This window comes from Chlorobium sp. (assembly GCF_021740465.1).
GTDB lineage: Bacteria > Bacteroidota > Chlorobiia > Chlorobiales > Chlorobiaceae > Chlorobium.
The window spans coordinates 1-17,884 of sequence record NZ_JAIOZR010000025.1; the positions used below are offsets into that span (position 1 = coordinate 1).

Below are 17,884 nucleotides of genomic sequence, written 5' to 3' on the forward strand. Positions count from 1 at the left end.
CAGGAACTGACTCGAATGATCGCTGCTGTACTCATGGAGCATCGCCTGTTGATCGATATTTTGTCTCTCAAAGAACAATCGCTCAAAAAGGTGAGGGATCCCGTCATGCAAATGGCCTTATTTTAACCGGACACTACTGGGTGAAGAACAGAAAGGGCTAACTTTTCAGATAGCCCTTTTGTTGTTTTACAGCTGTTGTGATACTTCGTTTTTCGCTGCAGATTTCAAGATCGGTTTTTTCAGGTTAATTTATCTTTCTACTCCGAATCCCCCCCTGTTTTCATATCGATTTTCTTCTTCTTTGCGTCCATCGTTCTTTTTCCGATTTCCTTTGAAATCTTGCCGATCGAATTTTCTGTCATTTCGATTATTGAAGCGGTTTCTGTCGTCTCTCCAGTCACGACGGTCATTTCTGTCACGGCGATCCCAGTCACGACGGTCATTTCTGTCGCGGTGATCCTTAAACCGTTGTGGATGGAGCTTTCTGTAATGAACGTCCCGGTATCTCCTGATGTCATGCCAATGATGCCTTCTGATTTTATAGGGAATCCTGTGATTATCGATTATCACCCATCTGCCGTGGCGATAATGGCTTGAGCGATACCAGAGACCGTTGTAATACAAATAGTAGAATCCGCCATAGCTGATAATATCGTATGGCCCTCCATATGATATGGAGTAACCCAGATTGGGCACGTAAAAGAAATCCGGATTGTAACCGATGACAAAACCCGGTGCACCTACGTTGATGTTTACATTAACTTCGGCACGAACTTGACCGGAGGGTTGGAATATCAGTAATCCAGCGGCCAGCGTTGCAAGCAAAACGTGCTTTCTCATGGGCGTTCTCCGTTTGAGTCATGTTAAGAAGCGGGCCTCTATTTGTTCCTGAGAGATATATTTTTTATTAAAACTTCAGAAACCGATGTTTTGCAGTAGTACCCATCATCCTGCTTCTGAAGTTTTGAAAAACATCAATCCGCCCGGTTTTTTCGACGAGCAGTATATTTTTAAACGGTTCAGAAGACTCAAATACCCTGATCATGCTCGAAGAGCGTACCTGCCGGGACATTTTTTCCTATCCTTAATGTGGTCTTCAATAAACATCAAAACAGGAGCAATCAGGACAGAGCACCGTTTGAACGGGTGATGCTGTTTAAAATTCTTATTCTCCGGAGCCTGTAGAGCCTCCATGATGCTGCAATGTAATACAGGCTCACTGATACCGGTCAAGTTACAAACGATTTTTGGAATTGCAGAGCAGTGATCGTGTTCCGGACAGCAAAACGATCAGGAAGTTCCGTCAAGACCTTGTTCAGGGAAGTGTCATCGACGCATGGTTTTACCGCTTCAATCATGCCTTGGATGATCAAGCATCGTTACCAACAAAACCATATTATAATCGCTTCTTACATCTTTTTACAGGATATTGCATTTCCTGTTTTTCAGCAAAGCCGGATCAATGGATGTTCCTTTAAGTAAAGGTATGAGACCCATACTTGCTGTCAGTACGGATAATAACAACTGATTGCAGCTCATATTCTAACCGGGGGAGTCGTAATACCCATGTTGACAAAGAAGCTCTTTTCATGGGGTTTAGCTCTCGGAAAGAACGTTTTCTTATGGTTTTTTTGCAATTATCCTGTCACATAGAAGCAGGCGAATTTGAGATAGCCGGTTTCAGGCATCGAGAGCAAAACCGGATGATCGGGCGGCTGTGCGTTTTTATAAATCATCCTTAGCTGCCTGCCGGCTGAAAGCGCTGCCTGATGGATGGCTGCCAGAAAATCCTCTTCCGGGACATGGTGTGAACATGAGGCGGTTGCAAGAAATCCTCCTGGTTTGACCAGCTGCAGCCCGAGCTTGTTGAGCCTCTTGTAGGCCTTGAGGGCTGTCGGCAGATTTTTCCGGCTCTTTGTGAAGCTTGGAGGGTCAAGTATCACAACATCGAAGCGCTCTTTCTCCTCAACCATTTTGCCCATCAGGGAAAAGGCGTCTGCAGCGATCAGGCTGAAATTATCGAACCCGTTAAGCACAGCATTTTTTTCTGCCCGCTTCAGGGTTTCTTCCGAAACATCTACCATAATGGCCGAACGAGCGCCTCCGTAGAGCGCATTGAGGGCAAATCCCCCGTCGTTGGTAAAGACGTCGAGTACTTCGGCTCCGGCGGAAAAAGACCTGATGATTTTACGGTTTTCCCGTTGATCGAGGAAAAATCCTGTTTTCTGTCCTTCGAAAAGATCGACTTCATACCTTATGCCTGCGTCATGAATGGTCTGCAGGGTGGAGGAGCGTTCGCCCTTGACGATATCCTTGTAGAGCGGCAGCCCTTCAAGTTCCCGAAGCACAGATTCGTTGCGTACCACGATCGCTTCCGGCTGAAGCAACTCCTCGATGACCTCACAGATCAGAGGCAAATGACGGTCCATTCCGGAAGAGAACGCCTGCAGGACGACAACCCGGTTGAACCGTTCAACGACAAGGCCAGGAAGGCCGTCCGATTCGCCATGCACAAGACGCCATGCATTGGTATCGTCCAACTGGTAGATCTTTTCGCGCAGCCTGAGCGCTTCAGTGAGTTTCCTCTTGAAAAAATTCCTGTCCGGCAGTTCTCCGCTTCGGGAGAGCAATCGGAACGAGATAAGGGAGTGCGGATTGTAAAAACCGGTGCCGACAAGCTGTTTGTCGTGGGTGAGGAGCTGAACGGTCTCGCCGGCTGCAATATCGCCGGGAACGTTCTGCAGCTCATTGCTGAACACCCAGAGGTGTCCCTTGAGCAAACGCCGTTGTTCTTTGGGTTTGAGATGGATGACATGCATGGGTGAAAAACGGCTTATGGTTTTGAAGGCACTCGTTGTTACATTTAAGTCAAAAATTTACGGTATTACAAACCGTTTGGCATGCAGTTTCTGCCATAGTTGCGGGGGAAACGGTCACAACGGGAACAATGTGGGATAAAAGAGCTGATTCTCAAAACGGGAAATTGCTCCTGCTGAGGAAATGGAAAAAGTGAACATTTAAAGAGGTATTGCATCATGATGAAGAGAGTTATTACGGTTTTGCTTGCCCTGTGCGTCGTTTCGCTCCAGTATGGTTGCGCCGATCTGGATACCGTCACCCGGGACGAACGCCCCGGTACCCCATCGGAACTTACCCGTGAACTTGCCGATCTCTACCGGGAGGTTGCCGAGGCCTCACCGGTCGTGCGTTCGCTTGACGGTTATGCCGACGTCACCATCAGGACTCCAAAGAAAAAAGAGCGGGTCTACTGCAACATCCAGCTGATGCGGCACCGCGAATCGAGAATGATCGTCTCGGCCGGTCTGCTCGGATGGCCGGTTGCCGACCTTTACTTTGGAAAGGACTCGCTCTACGTTCACGATATGATGGGCAACAGGCTTCTTGCCGGGCGCAACAGCGAGGAAAACCTTGAAAAGATTCTCGGCGTGCCTTCGGGCTACCGTCTCCTTTCGGAATCGTTGCTCGGGCTGGTGAATATCGATGATCCCGTTGAAAAGGTCAGTAGCGTGAAAAAAGGTGCCGGCAGGGTGATGTACGTTTTCGACAATCATCGGGGACGCAAGGAAGTTGTCATCGATCCTGAAAACAGGACATTGACGGCCCTTTTCATAAGGAACGCTCCCGGTGAACTCACCACGTCGATCCACTTCAGGGATTTTCAGCCATACCGGCTCGACAGCCGCACGACGCTCATCCCCCGGCAGATCGAGATGGTGCTTTCCCCGGACGGAAACGGGGCTGGGGATACCTACCGGCTGCTGATCGATTACGACAAGCGGACATTCAATCCCGAGAAACTCTCGATCCGGTTTGTCCGACCTGAAAAAGCAAGAGTGATCAGTCTCGACGAGATGGGCTCCCTTCCCTGGATGTAAGTGGGGAATCAGTAGTCAGTAGTCAGTAGTCAGTGGGCGGTGTCCGGTACTGAAAAAGGTTGGGCCGGTGTGTGTATGTTGTTCGTTTGCCGGAAAAGGGAAACGATCTGATGCAGTCCTGAGAAGCATTCAGGCAAAAGGCCCGGTGTTCCGGGCCTTTTGCCTGAATGGCATGATCGCTTCGGGTTATTTCGCTGCCTGAAGGTTTGCTTCTGCAAACTCCCAGTTCAGGAGGTGCTGGATGGTGGCCGCCACATAATCGGGCCTCCGGTTCTGGTAATCGAGATAGTAGGCGTGTTCCCAGACGTCCACGCAGAGGAGCGGCGTTTGCCCGGTCGCAAGCGGAGTCTGGGCATTGGCGGTTTTTACGACTTTAAGGGTTCCTGCGTCGAGCACCAGCCAGGCCCATCCGCTGCCGAACTGGGTTGCCGCGGCGGCTTTCAGCTCCTCGACAAACTTTTCGAAACTTCCGAAATCCGCGTCGATCTTTGCGGCAAGCTCTCCCGTCGGCTTTCCGCCGCCGTTCGGAGAGAGGCAGTTCCAGTAGAAGGAGTGGTTCCATGCCTGTGCGCCGTTATTGAAAACGCCGGCTTTCGCGGCATCGCCGGCAGTTGCGAGGATAACCTCCTCGATGCTCATGGAGTCAAATGGCGTGCCGGCTACAAGGTTGTTGTAGTTGGTTACGTAGGCCGCATGATGTTTGCCGTAATGGAACCCGATCGTGTTGGCTGAAATATGCGGTTCGAGGGCGTTATCTGCGTAAGGAAGTGCTGGTTGCTGGTAGGCCATGGGTAGAGGTTGTTTTAAGGTTTCAGGCGAGTTGCAAAGTAGATAAAGGAATCGATAAAAATGCTTAAACTGTTTATCAACTGTTATAGTTTCTTGCCGGCAGTAAATAATCTGAAAAGCCATATCCCGACTTCTGATGGATGTTCAACGAATGGACCGGGGCATGAAGTTCCGCCTGCTTCATGCCTGTGTTTCCCTGCTGCTGCCGCTGCTCCTGCTTGTCGGCTGCGGCACTGGCCGTGACGTGCCGCTCGACGGCGTCGATCGGCGGTTTGCGGCCTTTTACAGCGATTATCTCGTCGGTTCCGGTGTGAGTGCCCAAAGTGATGATGTGGCCCTCACTCCTCCCTCCGCACGGGAACTCGACGAGATGCTCGGCCGCCACTCCCTTACCGGAGATGAGTTTCAGCGTCGCATGAAGCTCTACCGTGCGCAACCTGAGCGGTGGAAAAAGGTTGTTGCGCTGGTCAGGACGGATATACGGAAGAAAAGACCATGAAAAGAGAGTTGAAAAGACCTTTTCTGGTCGGGGTAACCGGCGGGATTGGAAGCGGCAAGTCGACGGTCTGCCGCTTTCTTGCGGAACTGGGGTGTGCTCTGTTCGAAGCCGACAGGGTGGCCAAAGATCTGCAGTGCTCCGATCCCGGCATTATTGCAGGTATCAGGAATCTGTTCGGCCAGGATGTGTATTCTTCCGGATCCGGTGGTTCGCTGTTGCTTGATCGCCGCCGTGTTGCCGCCGAAGTTTTTTCAAGTCCCGAAAAACTTCGGGCATTGAACAACCTGGTTCATCCCGCAGTTTATGAAGCCTTTCATGCAGCGGTCGAGGAGGCCCGCCGGCAGGGAAGAGGGGTTCTGGTAAAGGAGGCGGCTATTCTTTTCGAGACGGGCAGAACTGCAGATCTCGACCTGATAGTGGTTGTGGTTGCCGACAGGCAGCTCAGACTGCAGCGGGCTGTCGAGAAGGGGCTTGGAAGCCGTGAAGAGGTGCTCGAACGGATGGCTTCGCAGTGGCCGCAGGAAAAGCTCGTGGAGAAAGCCGGGTATGTCGTCCCGAACGAGGGTACGAAGGAAGAGCTGCGGCACCAGACCGAAAAGCTCTACGAATTCATTCTCCAGGAGGCCGCATCATGCCGAGATGGCTCCGGCAAGCCTGGGCAGTGAAACCTCGTAACGGTATGACGTATCGCCATGCGAATCAGGGAACTCCTCGTAGCTGTGGGCTATTCCGCATCGTTTCGCTTTCGCCGAAAACATCCGGTGGCCGAACTGAAGGTTGTATTCGTCGTAACTTCCGCAGTCGAGGTAGAGCAGGCTGAGCGCGTCGAGGCCGTTTCGGCACTCGTCGTGTTCGATCATCCGGAGCGGGTCGAATTCCAGCCACTCCCTCCATACCTCTTCGATGACCTCGCAGCTGTAGGGATCGAACGGAAGCCGCATGTTTTCCGGAGCGGGTTTGTCTCCTGCAGGCGAATAGGCGGCGGCCATGGCGATGATGTCGAGCAGCGCAAATTCGTTTCCCGGTTTTTTCAGCGCGGACTCGTAGGCTTCGATGAAGGCGGAGATGCTTCCTTTGTATCGTTCCAGAATACGGGCTGCGAGAGGGAAGTTGGGTTTGTAGCAGAGCTCGAAGTGCATGTCGCCGCTGTGGCAGGCCACGGCAGAAAAAAAGCCGGGATGCTTCATGGCAAGGCGGAGCGCCCCGAACCCCCCGGATGATTTGCCTGCTACGGCACGGTGTTCCCTCAGGGGCAGTGTCGCGAAGGTGCTGTCGATAAAGGGTATAAGCTCTTTGACGAGATAGCTCTCATAGCGGCCGGTAGCCGGTGAATCCACATACTGGGAGCCGCCGAACCGGGTCATGCAGTCGGGCATGACGATCATGCACTCCGGCATATGGCTTTCGGCGATGAGCCTTTCGGCCATTTCCGGAACGGTCGGTCTGCCGAAGCGGTAGTTCATGAAACTTGCTCCCGTGGAAGCGAATCCGGAGAGCAGGTAGATGACCGGAAATCGTCGGGAACCGTCGTAAGAGGGGGGCAGATAGACCGGAACGGCCCTTTCCTCCGGGTCGCCGAGCGGATTTCCTGCAAGCATCAGGCCGGGCACCATCGCTGTGGCAACCCTCGGCCGTCTGGGGATTTCCGTTTTCATGAGTATTTCAGCTCGTTGTTTTTCCGGTTTACATAGGTCGATATCCAGATGCTGATCTCATAAAGGAGAATCATGGGGAGGCCTATGACGAGCTGCGTTACCAGATCGGTTGAAGGGGTAACGATGGCCGCCACGATCATGAGCGTAACGATGGCATGTTTTCGATAGAATCGCATGAACGCCGGAGTCAGCAGGCCGATTTTCGAGAGGATGTAGGAAATGAAGGGAAGTTCGAAAACGAGTCCTGTGGTCAGAAGGGTTCCCATCACAAAGCTGATGTAGTCCTGGACGGCGATATTGTTCTTGATCAGCGAGCTTCCGAATCCGGCGAAAAATGTCAGGGAGATCGGCAGAAAGACAAAGTACCCGAATGCGATGCCCGCAAAAAAACAGAGCGAGATGAAGAGGATGATGAAGCGCGACGCGCTCCGCTCCTTTTCGTGCAGGCCGGGTTCGACGAATTTCCAGATCTGATAGGCTATAACGGGAAACGAGAGCACGAATCCGGAAAAAAACACCACCTGCAGGTACAAGGAGACCTGGCCATAGGGGACAAGGTTCTGCAGGGTTATCGCTTCGCTGCTGCGTTTGAGTGGGCCGATAAGCACCTCATTTACCAGCGTGTCGGCGAAAATGCCGGCAAGCGAGGTTATCACAAGAAAGGCGATGCCTGCCTTGATGAGGCGCGCGCGGATCTCCTCGAGATGGTCGATGAAATTCATCCCGGCTTCGGCCTCAGGTGATTCGCTCTGTTCTGCGGACTCTTCAGGAGTGCTCTCCAGCCCGTCAGGCATCTCGGCATAGGGGTCGCTGTCGGGTTCATGAGCCGTTTCCGGCGGCAGCTCGACGCTTTCTGTTTCCGTCGTTTCCGCCGGAACCCCTATGGCCCCCTCCCCGGAGGGTAGCGGATCCGGTTCGGGATGTTTTGTTGATTCGATTTCCTGGCTCATGATTGCAGTGCGCATGACTATAAATGTTGATGCCCCTGCAAGTGGCGGGGCTCAATAACCACAAAACATAGCAACAAAGGAGCAAGTAGCCAAGAGAAAGTTCTTTTTTCCCCCTGTGCATAAAAGGCGCAGTTCCAGGGTTTCGACCCGACACCACTGCCAGGGATCCGGGGTTCCCCGGAGGCAAGTTTTTCAGGGCTTCACGATTGGTTATTTCAAATGGTACGGTTATACTTCTCTTGAGCAGAAGGTATTGTTTCCGGTACAACGGAATTATCCATACCTTTGCCGTCGCAGCAAAGTAACTGGTTCCATCAAGCTTTTATTATTTGTGTACTGAGTGAATATCCAGAATGTTACAGCATCCGTAGCCGGTGAAATCGCTATTTTCAAGCAGAAATACAGAACTGTTCTGCATTCGAGCAACACGCTTGTCGACAAGGTAACCCGTTATGTCCTGCGTCAGCAGGGCAAGCAGATTCGTCCTGCCCTTGTGCTGCTTTCTGCAAAAATGTGCGGTGGAATCACCGAGGCTACCTACCGGGCGGCTATCATGGTGGAACTGCTCCATTCGGCCACCCTTATTCACGATGATGTTGTCGATGGTGCGGAGATGCGGCGAGGCCTGGCCTCGATCAACGCGATCTGGAAAAACAAGATTTCCGTGCTGATCGGTGATTACCTGCTTTCGAAAGGGCTCCTTTATTCGCTCGATCACAAGGACTACAGCTCGTTGCATACGGTGTCGGATGCCGTACGCCGGATGAGTGAAGGCGAGATTCTGCAGATTCAGAAAACCCGCAGTCTCGACATTTCCGAAGAGGACTATCTCAGTGTCATTTCCGACAAGACCGCATCGCTGATAGCATCATCCTGTGCCATGGGGGCGACGAGTGCTACTGAAGACGAATCTTCGATAGACAGTATGAAGCATTACGGAGAATATCTCGGTCTTGCCTTTCAGATTCGCGATGATCTTCTGGATTATACCGGTGACTCAAAAAAAACCGGCAAGCAGATGGGAATCGATATCAAGGATAAGAAAATAACCCTTCCGCTCATCTATGCCCTTCGACACTCACCTGCGGGAGAACAGAAAATGATCCGTTCGATCCTGAAAAGCTCCAAAAAAAGAGCAGTAAAAAGCGATGAGGTAATTGCCTTTGTTACCAGGAAGGGCGGTCTGGAGTATGCGGCTGAGGTTGCCGAGGGATTTGCTGCGAAAGCTGTCGAGTCGATCGCTAACTTTCCTGACAGTGAAGCCAAAGCATCGCTTGTCAATCTTGTCGATTTTGTCATGAGGCGGCAGCATTAATGCCCTCTTTTTTCCGTATAATCAGTCGAGACCCGAAAACAACCATAGTTTATATAGTGCGATGAAGAAAGCCGGATTGATTGTTCTTGCAGTGCTTGCTTTTCTTGTTGTTTTTGACAGGATACTCATGCCCCTCTATATTGCGCAGGGGCAAGAGAAAACCGTTCCCGACGTGACCCGAATGGCTTACGAAGATGCTGAACGGGAGCTCAGGAGAGCCGGGCTCGATGCCAGGAAAAGCTATCACGTGAAGTATCTCAGCAGGATTGATTCAAACGTCGTACTCTCGCAGACCCCCATAGCGGGCTCTCGGGTAAAACCGGGCAGAACGGTTTACCTGGTGGTGAATCGCCAGGAAAAGCCCAGCTTCCAGATGCCCGATCTTTACGGCCGTCCGGAGTTCGATGTCCGTCAGACTCTCGCCCGTCTCGATCTCGTGCTCGATGATGTTCAGCTTAGTGCCGTCGCCAATCCTGAGGAAGACGGCAGGGTTATCAGCCAGTCCATTCCCGCCCTTACGTTAGTGAAAGCCGGTACGTCGGTTTCGGTCATCGTGGGGAAGCTCGAGATTGCGCCTGAAGGGCTGCGCAAGATAGCGGTTCCCGATGTTCTTGGCATGTCACTCTCGGAAGCGCAGCAGATTATGCGGAGCAACGGCCTGGTAGCCGGCAGGATCAGTTATGAATATTCAGCGATTCTTGTACCCAACACGGTTATCAGCCAGAAACCCGGGGCCAATGCTTTTGTCTCTCCCGGCATGCCGGTTGACCTTACGGTCGTTACGGTTGCAGAGTGAGAGTTCCCCGGGCGCCCCTAACGGTAGTTGGCTTTTTTATACTCCTCCCGAAGATCCTTGATGCCGGTTGTCCGGTCGTTGCCGTCGCTGATAAATCCGAAATATTCGAGTATTATGCGAATAACCAGCCAAAGTCCTGCAAATAGAATTTGGATCGAACCGGCAAGGTTACTGATGAAGTTTTTCATGGTTTTTTCCGATACAGAAACAGGCCATTCCTCCGAATGGCCTGTATTGCCTTAAAACGTATAAGCGGGTTCAGTCGGTCATCAGATCTTCCGCTTCAAGCCAGTCCTGGAGATCCGAACCTTCCGGGCATCCTTTCTGTTCCCATTTGAAGTAAGCCGCAAGACGCACCTCCTCTTCCCTGGAGATGACGGCGACAACAGGGGATGGGGCGAGCGCTTCGGAGGCTTTTTTCTTCCTGGCGGGAGCTTTTTTCTCCGGAGTTTCTGTTTTTGCTGGTTTTGCTGTCTTTTCCTCGCTATTTTTTGCTACTTTGGCGGTGCTTTTCTTAGCTGCAGGCTTGACCGGGGTTTCTTTTTCAACTGCTTTTTTTGCCATGATCGTATTGTCCTGATGACCAGTTGTTAGAGTGAAATAAAATAAGTATGCAATAGGTTTAACTTTTCTTCAAGATACAAAATAATTTTCTGTAAGGACGAAGCGCGTCTTCTCTTTTTCACCCCCTTCACGAGAACCACTCCGGTATCGGAATGCCTTTTATGAAACCCTTCAAAGATAACGATCAGGGTCGCCGCCTAAAAATTCTGCTTTATCTGCTGCTGCGCAAGACCCGCTTTTTCAAGGGGAGCCCCCAGCAGTTTTTACGCATGACCCTCGACTCCTTTCAGGCACAGCTCAATCTCAATCAGGATATCCCTTTTCTTTTTGTTGCCGTGTTTGTAGGGCTGCTTACCGGTTACGTCGCCGTTGTGTTTCACGAATCGATCCAGTTCCTCAGCTCGTTCCTGTTTTCCGGCCGCGCTCTTACAAAGGCTCCCGATTTCACCAGCATGAACGATATGGTGTTTCTGCCACTGCTGCCGGCAGTCGGCGGGCTTTTCGTCGGCCTCTACAATGCTTTTATCGTCAAGGAACGGCCGCAGCACGGTCTGGCATCGGTGATCAAGGCTGTGGCTCAGAAAAACGGCATTATCGGTCGCCATCACTGGATTCACAAGAGTGTCACCTCGGTTATCAGCATCGGTACCGGTGGCGGTGGCGGAAGGGAGGCGCCGATCGCCCAGGTAGGAGCGGCGCTCGGCTCTTCGTTGGCCCAGAAGCTGAAGTTCACCGCTGGCAGGACACGCTCGCTGCTCGGTTGCGGAGCTGCTGCCGGAATAGCTTCGGTGTTCAACGCTCCACTTGGCGGGGTGATGTTCGCTGTCGAGGTCATTCTCGGTGATTTCAGTGTGCACACCTTCAGCCCTATTGTCATTGCCGCCGTTGTCGGCACCGTGCTTTCCAGAAGTTATCTCGGCGCCTCTCCCACCTTTCAGGTGAGCGAGTACAGCCTGATTTCGAACTCCGAACTCATTCTCTATTTTGTGCTCGGCGTGCTTTCCGGTCTGTCCGCGGTGCTCTTTATCAAGGTTTTCTATACAGTCGAAGAGTGGTTCCACCGTCTCGAAAAACAGTTCAGAATTCCGGTCTGGGCCATGCCCGCCCTCGGAGGACTGCTTTGCGGTCTCGTCTGCATGTGGCTGCCTGCACTCTACGGTTTTAGTTACGAGGTTATCGAGAGGGCTCTCAACGGCACCGTTTCCTGGCCGACCATGGCTGCCGTCTATATCCTGAAGCCGGTTGTGGCAGCATTTACCGTCGGTTCCGGCGGTTCTGGAGGGATGTTCGCTCCGGCCATGAAGATGGGCGCCATGCTCGGTGGCATGTTCGGAGAGGTGGTCAATGCGCTCTTTCCCGGCATGACGGCCGCTTCGGGGGCTTACGCGCTTGTCGGCATGGGCGCACTGACAGCTGGCATCATGCGCGCACCGATCACCGTCATTCTCATTCTTTTCGAAATTACCGGTCAATACGAGATCGTGCTGCCCATCATGTTTGCCGCCGTGACTTCGTCGATCGTGGCGCGTCTTGCCTACCGGCACACCATGGAAACCTATGTGCTTGAAAAGGAGGGCGTCAAGGTCGGCTTCGGTATTGCGCTCTCGATTGCCGGAAGCATCGGCATACGTGACGTCATGCGGAAAAACTTCATCCGCTTTACCGACGTCACCAGGGTCGAGAGGATTCTCGACGTTTTTCACAATACGCCGGAATCCAATTTTTTTGTCATCACCGAAGACGGGCGCTTTGTAGGAATGATCCGGCTCGAGGAGATGAGCATCCTGCTTGGCGACGGTCCCTTTACCGGGCTGATCGCCGATGATGTCGTCAAGAAGGACGTGCCCGTGCTCTACGATTCATCAAGGCTCGACGAGGCGCTCAAGCTCTTCGAGCTGTCGGATTATACCGTTCTGGCGGTAGTCGAGCCCGGGAGCGGGCGTCTTCTGGGTATCGTCAAGCAGGATGAGGCTTTTTCCTACTACCGCAAGCAGATGAACATCTACAGCGCCGACCGTACGGAATCCTCTTCCGGCTAATGCTTACAGCTTTCTGGCGTTGAGTACAATCACGATGAGGATGGTCAGGGCCTGAATGATCATGAAAATATCCTTCGGTACATAGGCTCCGACTGCAAGGCCGCCGTACTCGAGAAGGCCGAAAAACAGGGCAGCAGGCACGATCCAGAGGGGATGGGCGCCTGCCAGGAGCGCCACGGCTATACCGCTGAATCCGAATCCTCCGGTCAGTCCCGCTTCATAGTAGTGTTTGTAGCCTGAAACGAGATTGAGCGCCCCGAGTCCGGCGACGGCACCGGCTACGGTCATGACGGCCGTCACATGATGACCGCTCCTGATACCCGCCCAGGCCGCGGCCTCAGGTTGCAGCCCGACTGCCCGCAGCTCGTAGCCCCCTCGTGAACGGAAAAGGAAGAGTGCTGCACAGAGTGCGGCGCCGAGTGCGAGGAGCAGGGTGATGTTGGCCGGCGAACCGGTAAATAGGCCGGACAGCTCGTCGATCTTTGGCAGCATGGACGCACGGCCGATTTCGGTGGTGTGCTCGGTTGATGGTTCGGCAAATCGCCGGGTCAGCAGATAACCGGCTGCTGCCTGCGCAATGAAGTTCAGCATGATGGTCGATATCACCTCGTTCACCCCGAAGCGTACCTTCAGGAGGCCGGCTGAAGCGCCCCAAATGGCCCCTGCCGCCATGGCTGCAAGGGCCGCAAGCGGCACCGCGGCGATCGGAGGAACCGAGGAGGGCAGGAGCGCGCCGGTTATTGCTGCAGCCAGTGCGGCAAGTTGCAGTTGCCCCTCGCCGCCGATGTTGAACAGGCGGGCCTTGAACGGCAACGCGACGGCAAGCCCGGTGAAGATCAGCGTTGTTGTCTTGAAAAGCACCTGGCCGGTACCATAACCTGAAGCGAAAGTAGCCCGGAAGAGCTTTTCGAAAATCATGAACGGGTCGCGCCCACTGAGGGCAATAAGAGCCATGCTGCACAGGGCGGCCGCTGCAACGGCAAGGAGCGGGATGAAATAACGGAAAGTTCTGGCTGTCATTATCTGCAGGAATGGTTTCAGGTGATGGAGAGACCAAGCTCCTCTTCAAATGGTCGTCCCCGCTTCCGTCCTTCCGATACCTCCTCCCTGGTGAAGATGCGGCGGATGGAGCCCTGGTAGAGAGCTCCTATCCGGGTCGAGAGTGCGATGAGTTCATCGAGTTCCGAAGATACCAGGAGAATGGCCGCGCCGCGATCCCTGGCACCGATGATGCTCCGGTGAATCTGCTCGATTGCGCCGATATCGACACCCCGTGTAGGCTGTGCGAGGATGAGGAGTTTCATCCCCGGTCGGTCGAGTTCCCTGGCCACGACGACCTTCTGCTGGTTGCCGCCCGAAAGGGCACCGAGGGGAGTGTTTTCGAGGTCGGTGCACCGGATGTCGTAGGTTTTGCCCAGCTCCAAGGCGTATCGGGTCACCGCCTGGCGGTCGAATCCGAACCCCTGGTGAAACCGCTTTTCCCGGTGTCGTCCGAATATCATGTTGTCGGCAACACTGAAGCCCGAAATGACGGCGTGTTTCAGGCGGTTTTCGGGAATGTGCGATACGCCGAGACCGGCAATTTGTGCCGGGTTTTTGCCGGTTATGTCGGAACCCTCGAAGATGATTTTTCCCGACACGCGTCCATTGCGATCGTGGAGTCCCCACAAGAGCGAAAGCAGTTCGCTCTGACCGTTGCCCTCGACGCCGGCAATGCCGAATATCTCTCCCTCGCGGACGCTGAAGCTTACTCCCTCCAGTTTTTCGATGCCGGTGGCTGTCCGGTAGCCGAGGTTTTCTACCGTGAGCATGGTTTTTTTTGGAGAAGGCGGCGGATTTTCAACCCTGAGCAGCACGCTGCGTCCAACCATCATCCGGGCGAGCTCCTCTTTTGAGGTCTCCTGGCAGGGCAGGGTTCCTGTAACCGAACCCCGGCTCATCACCGTGACCGTATCGGCCAGGGCAAGTACCTCGTCGAGCTTGTGGGTGATGATCAGGATGGTTTTACCCTCTTTGGCCAGCGAGCGCAGCACCGCGAACAGCTGGTCGGTCTCCAGCGGGGTAAGCACGGCGGTGGGCTCGTCGAGAATGAGTATCCGGGCGTTCCGGTAGAGCACCTTGAGGATCTCCACCCGCTGTTCCTGGCCGACCGAAAGGGTCGAGACCGGAGCCAGGGGATCGACGGCCATACCGTATTTCAGGGAGAGCTGCCGGATGTTTTCGGCACTGTTTTTCGGGTCGAGGGTAGAGAAGAGGCTCTGTTTTTCAAGGCCGAGCATGACGTTTTCCGTTACGGTGAGCGTCGGTACAAGCATGAAGTGCTGATGAACCATGCCGACTCCGGCCGCAATGGCATCCCCCGGAGAGGCGAAGGTGACCGGGGAACCGTTTATCTCCATGCTGCCGCCGTCAGGCTGGTGCATGCCGTAGATGAGTCTGGCCAGAGTGCTCTTACCGGCACCGTTCTCGCCCACCACGGCATAAATGGCGCCGCTCCGGATCGAGAGCGACACGTTGCTGCAGGCTTTGACGGTGCCGAAATTTTTCGAGATGGCCGTCAGGCGGATAGCGTTTTGCATGGTCTGTTATACCCAGCTGATTACCGTCTTGATAGCCTCCTTGCTGTCGAGGGCGATCCGGTAGGCGAGTTCGTACTGGCTGACAGGAAAGACATTGGTGAAAAACTTTTCCGTATCGAGCGCCTCGCTGTCGAGCAGCGCCGAGGCCGAGCGGATATGGCTGATGGTCGTGATGCAGGAGGAGACGATTACGGGTTCCTTGTGCTGGATCAGCCGGTAGTCGTATGCCATCACTTCATAGTTGCCCATGAGCAGCACCCTGGCCTGGGCTTTCATGAGGCGTATGGCCTTCTCGATCATGAGGATGCGGCCGGTGGTCTCGATCACCAGGTCGTACCGGTCGTTGAAGCTGGCGGTAAAGTCGCCGATGTCCAGCGCTATATGTTCGGCGCGGGAGAGCTGCCCCCTGATGCCGAAGGTTTCGACGGCATCGACATGCCGGCACCCTTTATGGTGAAGGTACTCGGAAATCATCAGTCCGACCGAACCAAGGCCGAGAACGAGCACTCGCATCGACGGGTCGAGTGGCACCTTCCCGATCGCGCTGATGACATAGGCGAGCAGACCGGTAAGGAGATCGCGGTGAATGGGTGGACGGCCCAGTGGCAGAACGTTTTCCGAAGAGGTCGGGATAAGCTCAGCATGGCACCCGTAGTAGCATTCCATGCCGGTCCACCGGTCGCCCTTGAAGACATAGACGAAATCGCCCGGTTTTACATCGCGGGCTTCCGGTCCGGCTTCAATGACCTGGCCTATCGATTCGCTTCCCGGAATGAGCGGATATTCGAGCACCCTGTGGGATACCGGTTTGTTGGTCAGGAGCAGCCGGTCGAGGCCGGGAGTGATGGTGCTGGCAATGGTTCTTATCAGCACATCGCCGGGATTTCCGGCATTGTAGGGTGCGTTCTGCAGTTTCAGTTTGCTTGCTTTCGGCAGCACGATGGCTTTTGCTTCGCCCTTCATGGATGTTCCGGGTGGTTACTTCAGGAAAAAATGGGTGTTCAGAGTGTCAAAAGGGAGCTCAGCGACCAGGAGATAAAGCTGATTACCAGCGATCCGGCAACCGCCCACCAGAACCCGTCAACGGAAAAACCGTCGACAAGAGCTGCGGAAAGCTGCAGCATCAGGGCATTGATGACCAGGAGAAAGAGTCCCAGTGTTACGATGATGAACGGAATGGAAAGAAATATCATGACCGGTTTCAGCACGGCATTGACGAAGCCGAGCACCAGTGCTACCACAATGGCAGCACCGAAATTTCTGACATGAATGCCGACGAGAAGGTGCGCCGTAGCATAGACGGCAAGAGCGTTGATGAGCCACAGCAGTGCGATCCTGATCATGGTATTCTCCGGATTAAGGTTTTCATGTCTTTCAATTTAAGAAAGAAGGTGCCGAAAACGAAAACCCTCGAAGGGAGGCTCACCCTATGCCGAGATGGGAGAGCGCATCCTGAAGGTTCCTGCTGCCGGATATGGCGATGTGCAGCTTTTTCAGAGAGGGCTTCAGTTCGCGGGTGTTGGCTTCGGGCAGCACTATGCGCCGGAACCCGAGATGCGCGGCTTCGCGGATGCGGCGTTCGCTGTCGCTGACAGCCCTGAGTTCTCCGGACAGGCCGATTTCACCGCAGCAGACTGTCGAAGCCTCTACCGGCAGGTTGGCAAGCCCCGAGGCTATAGCCGCGGCAACGGCCAGATCGGCCGCCGGCTCGACGAGCTTCAGGCCTCCGGTGATCTTGACGAACACATCCTGTCCCCAGGTCTGCATGCCGAGCCGTTTTTCAAGCACGGCAAGAATGATCGACATGCGCTTCAGGTCGAAGCCGGTGCTGATGCGCTGCGGCATGGCGTAGCCGGTTTTCGACACCAGCGCCTGCACCTCCACCAAGAGCGCTCTCGATCCCTCGATGCCTGCCAGAATGGAGTTGCCCGGAACGTCGCTCATCCGTCCGGAAATAAAGAATTCGGAAGGGTTGGCAACCTCCTCCAGACCGTTCTCCTCCATACGGAAAACCCCGATCTCGTTGGTCGAGCCGAAGCGGTTCTTCACCGACCGGATGATCCGGTATCGCTGATAGCCCTCCCCTTCGAACTGCAGCACCGTATCGACCATATGCTCGAGCGCCTTCGGGCCGGCAAGCGCGCCCTCCTTGGTGATGTGGCCGATGATCATGAGGATCACATTCAGTTGCTTGGCCTTGCGGATAAGCATGGCCGCACACTCCCTGATCTGGGTGATGGTGCCGGCGGAGCTCTGGTACTCCTCCGTATGGACGGTCTGGATGGAATCGACGATCACCAGGGCCGGCTTCTCATGCTCTATGGCGGCAATGATGCGCTCCAGATTCACTTCGGGAAGCAGCAGGAGGTTTTCCGCCGCGATGGAGAGGCGTTTGGCCCGTTCGCGGATCTGGTTCGGCGACTCCTCTCCGGAAATGTAGAGTACCTTTGCAGGAGCCATGCGGGGTGCAAGCTGCAGCATGAGGGTCGATTTGCCGATGCCCGGTTCTCCTCCCACCAGCACTGCCGAAGCCTGCATGAGCCCGCCGCCGAGCACCCGGTCGAGCTCGCCTATGCCGGTCATGTGCCTCCGGAATTCCGAGGGTTCGACATCGAGAAGTTTCTGAGTTCGTGGAGCCGCAGCTTTTGAAGGGCGCCTTCCGTGGCAGCTATCTTCGGGCTCCACTCTCGATTCCTGCAGGGTACCCCAGCTCTGGCATTCGAAGCACTTCCCCTGGTATTTCAGCGAAACCGCACCGCAGTTGGTACAGATATATCGGACGGCGCTTTTTGCCATGGTGTT

Annotated in this window: 20 protein-coding genes; 7 read left to right on the forward strand and 13 right to left on the reverse strand. The window is 54.3% G+C overall.

The annotated features are described in order from the left end of the window. Window positions 1-257: 257 nt before the first annotated feature. Window positions 258-518: a hypothetical protein gene (locus K9G39_RS11210; protein WP_363319385.1), complete on the reverse strand. Its 261-nt coding sequence runs from the start codon at window positions 516-518 to the stop codon at window positions 258-260. A gap of 48 nt (window positions 519-566) precedes the next feature. Further along, complete coding sequence (locus tag K9G39_RS11215) at window positions 567-740, reverse strand: hypothetical protein (protein WP_363319386.1); 174 nt, start codon at window positions 738-740, stop codon at window positions 567-569. Between the two features lie 513 nt (window positions 741-1,253). Between K9G39_RS11215 and K9G39_RS11220 the strand changes: the two genes are divergently transcribed. Next, window positions 1,254-1,478, forward strand: coding sequence for a hypothetical protein (locus K9G39_RS11220; RefSeq protein ID WP_363319387.1), 225 nt, complete (start codon window positions 1,254-1,256; stop codon window positions 1,476-1,478). Window positions 1,479-1,637: 159 nt separating this feature from the next. Here the strand turns inward: K9G39_RS11220 and K9G39_RS09855 are convergent, their stop codons facing one another. After that, entirely contained in the window at window positions 1,638-2,819 is a 1,182-nt protein-coding gene (locus K9G39_RS09855) for a class I SAM-dependent rRNA methyltransferase (protein WP_292004754.1), read from the reverse strand. 216 nt (window positions 2,820-3,035) lie between these two features. Here K9G39_RS09855 and K9G39_RS09860 point away from each other — a divergent pair, with 216 nt between their 5' ends. Continuing rightward, entirely contained in the window at window positions 3,036-3,896 is an 861-nt protein-coding gene (locus K9G39_RS09860) for a DUF4292 domain-containing protein (protein ID WP_292004755.1), read from the forward strand. Window positions 3,897-4,082: 186 nt separating this feature from the next. On the opposite strand, the gene K9G39_RS09865 is transcribed toward K9G39_RS09860, so the two are convergent. Continuing rightward, window positions 4,083-4,685, reverse strand: coding sequence for a superoxide dismutase (locus K9G39_RS09865; RefSeq protein WP_292004756.1), 603 nt, complete (start codon window positions 4,683-4,685; stop codon window positions 4,083-4,085). A gap of 136 nt (window positions 4,686-4,821) precedes the next feature. On the opposite strand from K9G39_RS09865, the gene K9G39_RS09870 reads away from it, so the two are divergent. Together K9G39_RS09870 and coaE are read left to right on the forward strand one after the other, a co-directional pair. Beyond that, a complete protein-coding gene (locus K9G39_RS09870) occupies window positions 4,822-5,184 on the forward strand; it encodes a hypothetical protein (protein ID WP_292004757.1) in 363 nt (120 codons plus the stop codon). Beyond that, window positions 5,181-5,849: a dephospho-CoA kinase gene (coaE, locus tag K9G39_RS09875; RefSeq protein ID WP_292004758.1), complete on the forward strand. Its 669-nt coding sequence runs from the start codon at window positions 5,181-5,183 to the stop codon at window positions 5,847-5,849. Before K9G39_RS09870 ends, coaE begins: the two co-directional genes overlap by 4 nt. Here the strand turns inward: coaE and K9G39_RS09880 are convergent. Beyond that, window positions 5,814-6,839 (reverse strand): alpha/beta hydrolase-fold protein, encoded by a 1,026-nt coding sequence (locus K9G39_RS09880; protein ID WP_292004759.1) that lies wholly within the window; start codon window positions 6,837-6,839, stop codon window positions 5,814-5,816. The two genes, coaE and K9G39_RS09880, sit on opposite strands and share 36 nt — an antisense overlap. After that, window positions 6,836-7,789, reverse strand: a complete 954-nt coding sequence (gene tatC, locus K9G39_RS09885) for a twin-arginine translocase subunit TatC (protein ID WP_292004760.1) — start codon at window positions 7,787-7,789, stop codon at window positions 6,836-6,838. Before tatC ends, K9G39_RS09880 begins: the two co-directional genes overlap by 4 nt. Before the next feature lie 340 nt (window positions 7,790-8,129). Between tatC and K9G39_RS09890 the strand changes: the two genes are divergently transcribed. Together K9G39_RS09890 and K9G39_RS09895 are read left to right on the forward strand one after the other, a co-directional pair. Beyond that, on the forward strand, window positions 8,130-9,104 hold the full coding sequence (locus tag K9G39_RS09890) for a polyprenyl synthetase family protein (protein WP_292004761.1): 975 nt from the start codon (window positions 8,130-8,132) through the stop codon (window positions 9,102-9,104). A gap of 61 nt (window positions 9,105-9,165) precedes the next feature. Further along, the gene (locus K9G39_RS09895) at window positions 9,166-9,900 is read left to right on the forward strand and encodes a PASTA domain-containing protein (RefSeq protein ID WP_292004762.1); all 735 of its coding nucleotides are present in this window, start codon (window positions 9,166-9,168) and stop codon (window positions 9,898-9,900) included. Window positions 9,901-9,917: 17 nt separating this feature from the next. On the opposite strand, the gene K9G39_RS09900 is transcribed toward K9G39_RS09895, so the two are convergent. Together K9G39_RS09900 and K9G39_RS09905 are read right to left on the reverse strand one after the other, a co-directional pair. Continuing rightward, window positions 9,918-10,088, reverse strand: a complete 171-nt coding sequence (locus K9G39_RS09900; protein WP_292004763.1) for a hypothetical protein — start codon at window positions 10,086-10,088, stop codon at window positions 9,918-9,920. A 70-nt stretch (window positions 10,089-10,158) separates the two neighbouring features. Then, on the reverse strand, window positions 10,159-10,464 hold the full coding sequence (locus K9G39_RS09905; protein WP_292004764.1) for a DUF2934 domain-containing protein: 306 nt from the start codon (window positions 10,462-10,464) through the stop codon (window positions 10,159-10,161). A 161-nt stretch (window positions 10,465-10,625) separates the two neighbouring features. Between K9G39_RS09905 and K9G39_RS09910 the strand changes: the two genes are divergently transcribed. Then, complete coding sequence (locus tag K9G39_RS09910; RefSeq protein ID WP_292004765.1) at window positions 10,626-12,503, forward strand: chloride channel protein; 1,878 nt, start codon at window positions 10,626-10,628, stop codon at window positions 12,501-12,503. A 3-nt stretch (window positions 12,504-12,506) separates the two neighbouring features. Here the strand turns inward: K9G39_RS09910 and K9G39_RS09915 are convergent, their stop codons facing one another. The 5 genes from K9G39_RS09915 to radA form a co-directional block, all read right to left on the reverse strand. Continuing rightward, entirely contained in the window at window positions 12,507-13,523 is a 1,017-nt protein-coding gene (locus tag K9G39_RS09915; protein WP_292004766.1) for an ABC transporter permease, read from the reverse strand. A gap of 17 nt (window positions 13,524-13,540) precedes the next feature. After that, entirely contained in the window at window positions 13,541-15,082 is a 1,542-nt protein-coding gene (locus K9G39_RS09920) for an ABC transporter ATP-binding protein (RefSeq protein ID WP_292004767.1), read from the reverse strand. A 6-nt stretch (window positions 15,083-15,088) separates the two neighbouring features. Further along, the gene (locus K9G39_RS09925; RefSeq protein ID WP_292004768.1) at window positions 15,089-16,045 is read right to left on the reverse strand and encodes a zinc-binding alcohol dehydrogenase; all 957 of its coding nucleotides are present in this window, start codon (window positions 16,043-16,045) and stop codon (window positions 15,089-15,091) included. Between the two features lie 38 nt (window positions 16,046-16,083). Next, window positions 16,084-16,425: a phage holin family protein gene (locus K9G39_RS09930; RefSeq protein ID WP_292004769.1), complete on the reverse strand. Its 342-nt coding sequence runs from the start codon at window positions 16,423-16,425 to the stop codon at window positions 16,084-16,086. Between the two features lie 79 nt (window positions 16,426-16,504). Then, window positions 16,505-17,878 (reverse strand): DNA repair protein RadA, encoded by a 1,374-nt coding sequence (gene radA, locus K9G39_RS09935; protein WP_292004770.1) that lies wholly within the window; start codon window positions 17,876-17,878, stop codon window positions 16,505-16,507. Window positions 17,879-17,884: the final 6 nt, after the last annotated feature.

Excerpts from the sequence above, each read along its gene's own strand:
- K9G39_RS11210 (WP_363319385.1), bottom strand. The coding sequence starts at position 518 with ATGACATCAGGAGATACCGGGACGTTCATTACAGAAAGCTCCATCCAC.
- K9G39_RS09855 (WP_292004754.1), bottom strand. The coding sequence starts at position 2,819 with ATGCATGTCATCCATCTCAAACCCAAAGAACAACGGCGTTTGCTCAAG.
- K9G39_RS09860 (WP_292004755.1), top strand. The coding sequence starts at position 3,036 with ATGATGAAGAGAGTTATTACGGTTTTGCTTGCCCTGTGCGTCGTTTCG.
- K9G39_RS09865 (WP_292004756.1), bottom strand. The coding sequence starts at position 4,685 with ATGGCCTACCAGCAACCAGCACTTCCTTACGCAGATAACGCCCTCGAA.
- K9G39_RS09870 (WP_292004757.1), top strand. The coding sequence starts at position 4,822 with ATGGATGTTCAACGAATGGACCGGGGCATGAAGTTCCGCCTGCTTCAT.
- coaE (WP_292004758.1), top strand. The coding sequence starts at position 5,181 with ATGAAAAGAGAGTTGAAAAGACCTTTTCTGGTCGGGGTAACCGGCGGG.
- K9G39_RS09880 (WP_292004759.1), bottom strand. The coding sequence starts at position 6,839 with ATGAAAACGGAAATCCCCAGACGGCCGAGGGTTGCCACAGCGATGGTG.
- tatC (WP_292004760.1), bottom strand. The coding sequence starts at position 7,789 with ATGAGCCAGGAAATCGAATCAACAAAACATCCCGAACCGGATCCGCTA.
- K9G39_RS09895 (WP_292004762.1), top strand. The coding sequence starts at position 9,166 with ATGAAGAAAGCCGGATTGATTGTTCTTGCAGTGCTTGCTTTTCTTGTT.
- K9G39_RS09900 (WP_292004763.1), bottom strand. The coding sequence starts at position 10,088 with ATGAAAAACTTCATCAGTAACCTTGCCGGTTCGATCCAAATTCTATTT.
- K9G39_RS09905 (WP_292004764.1), bottom strand. The coding sequence starts at position 10,464 with ATGGCAAAAAAAGCAGTTGAAAAAGAAACCCCGGTCAAGCCTGCAGCT.
- K9G39_RS09910 (WP_292004765.1), top strand. The coding sequence starts at position 10,626 with ATGAAACCCTTCAAAGATAACGATCAGGGTCGCCGCCTAAAAATTCTG.
- K9G39_RS09915 (WP_292004766.1), bottom strand. The coding sequence starts at position 13,523 with ATGACAGCCAGAACTTTCCGTTATTTCATCCCGCTCCTTGCCGTTGCA.
- K9G39_RS09920 (WP_292004767.1), bottom strand. The coding sequence starts at position 15,082 with ATGCAAAACGCTATCCGCCTGACGGCCATCTCGAAAAATTTCGGCACC.
- K9G39_RS09925 (WP_292004768.1), bottom strand. The coding sequence starts at position 16,045 with ATGAAGGGCGAAGCAAAAGCCATCGTGCTGCCGAAAGCAAGCAAACTG.
- K9G39_RS09930 (WP_292004769.1), bottom strand. The coding sequence starts at position 16,425 with ATGATCAGGATCGCACTGCTGTGGCTCATCAACGCTCTTGCCGTCTAT.
- radA (WP_292004770.1), bottom strand. The coding sequence starts at position 17,878 with ATGGCAAAAAGCGCCGTCCGATATATCTGTACCAACTGCGGTGCGGTT.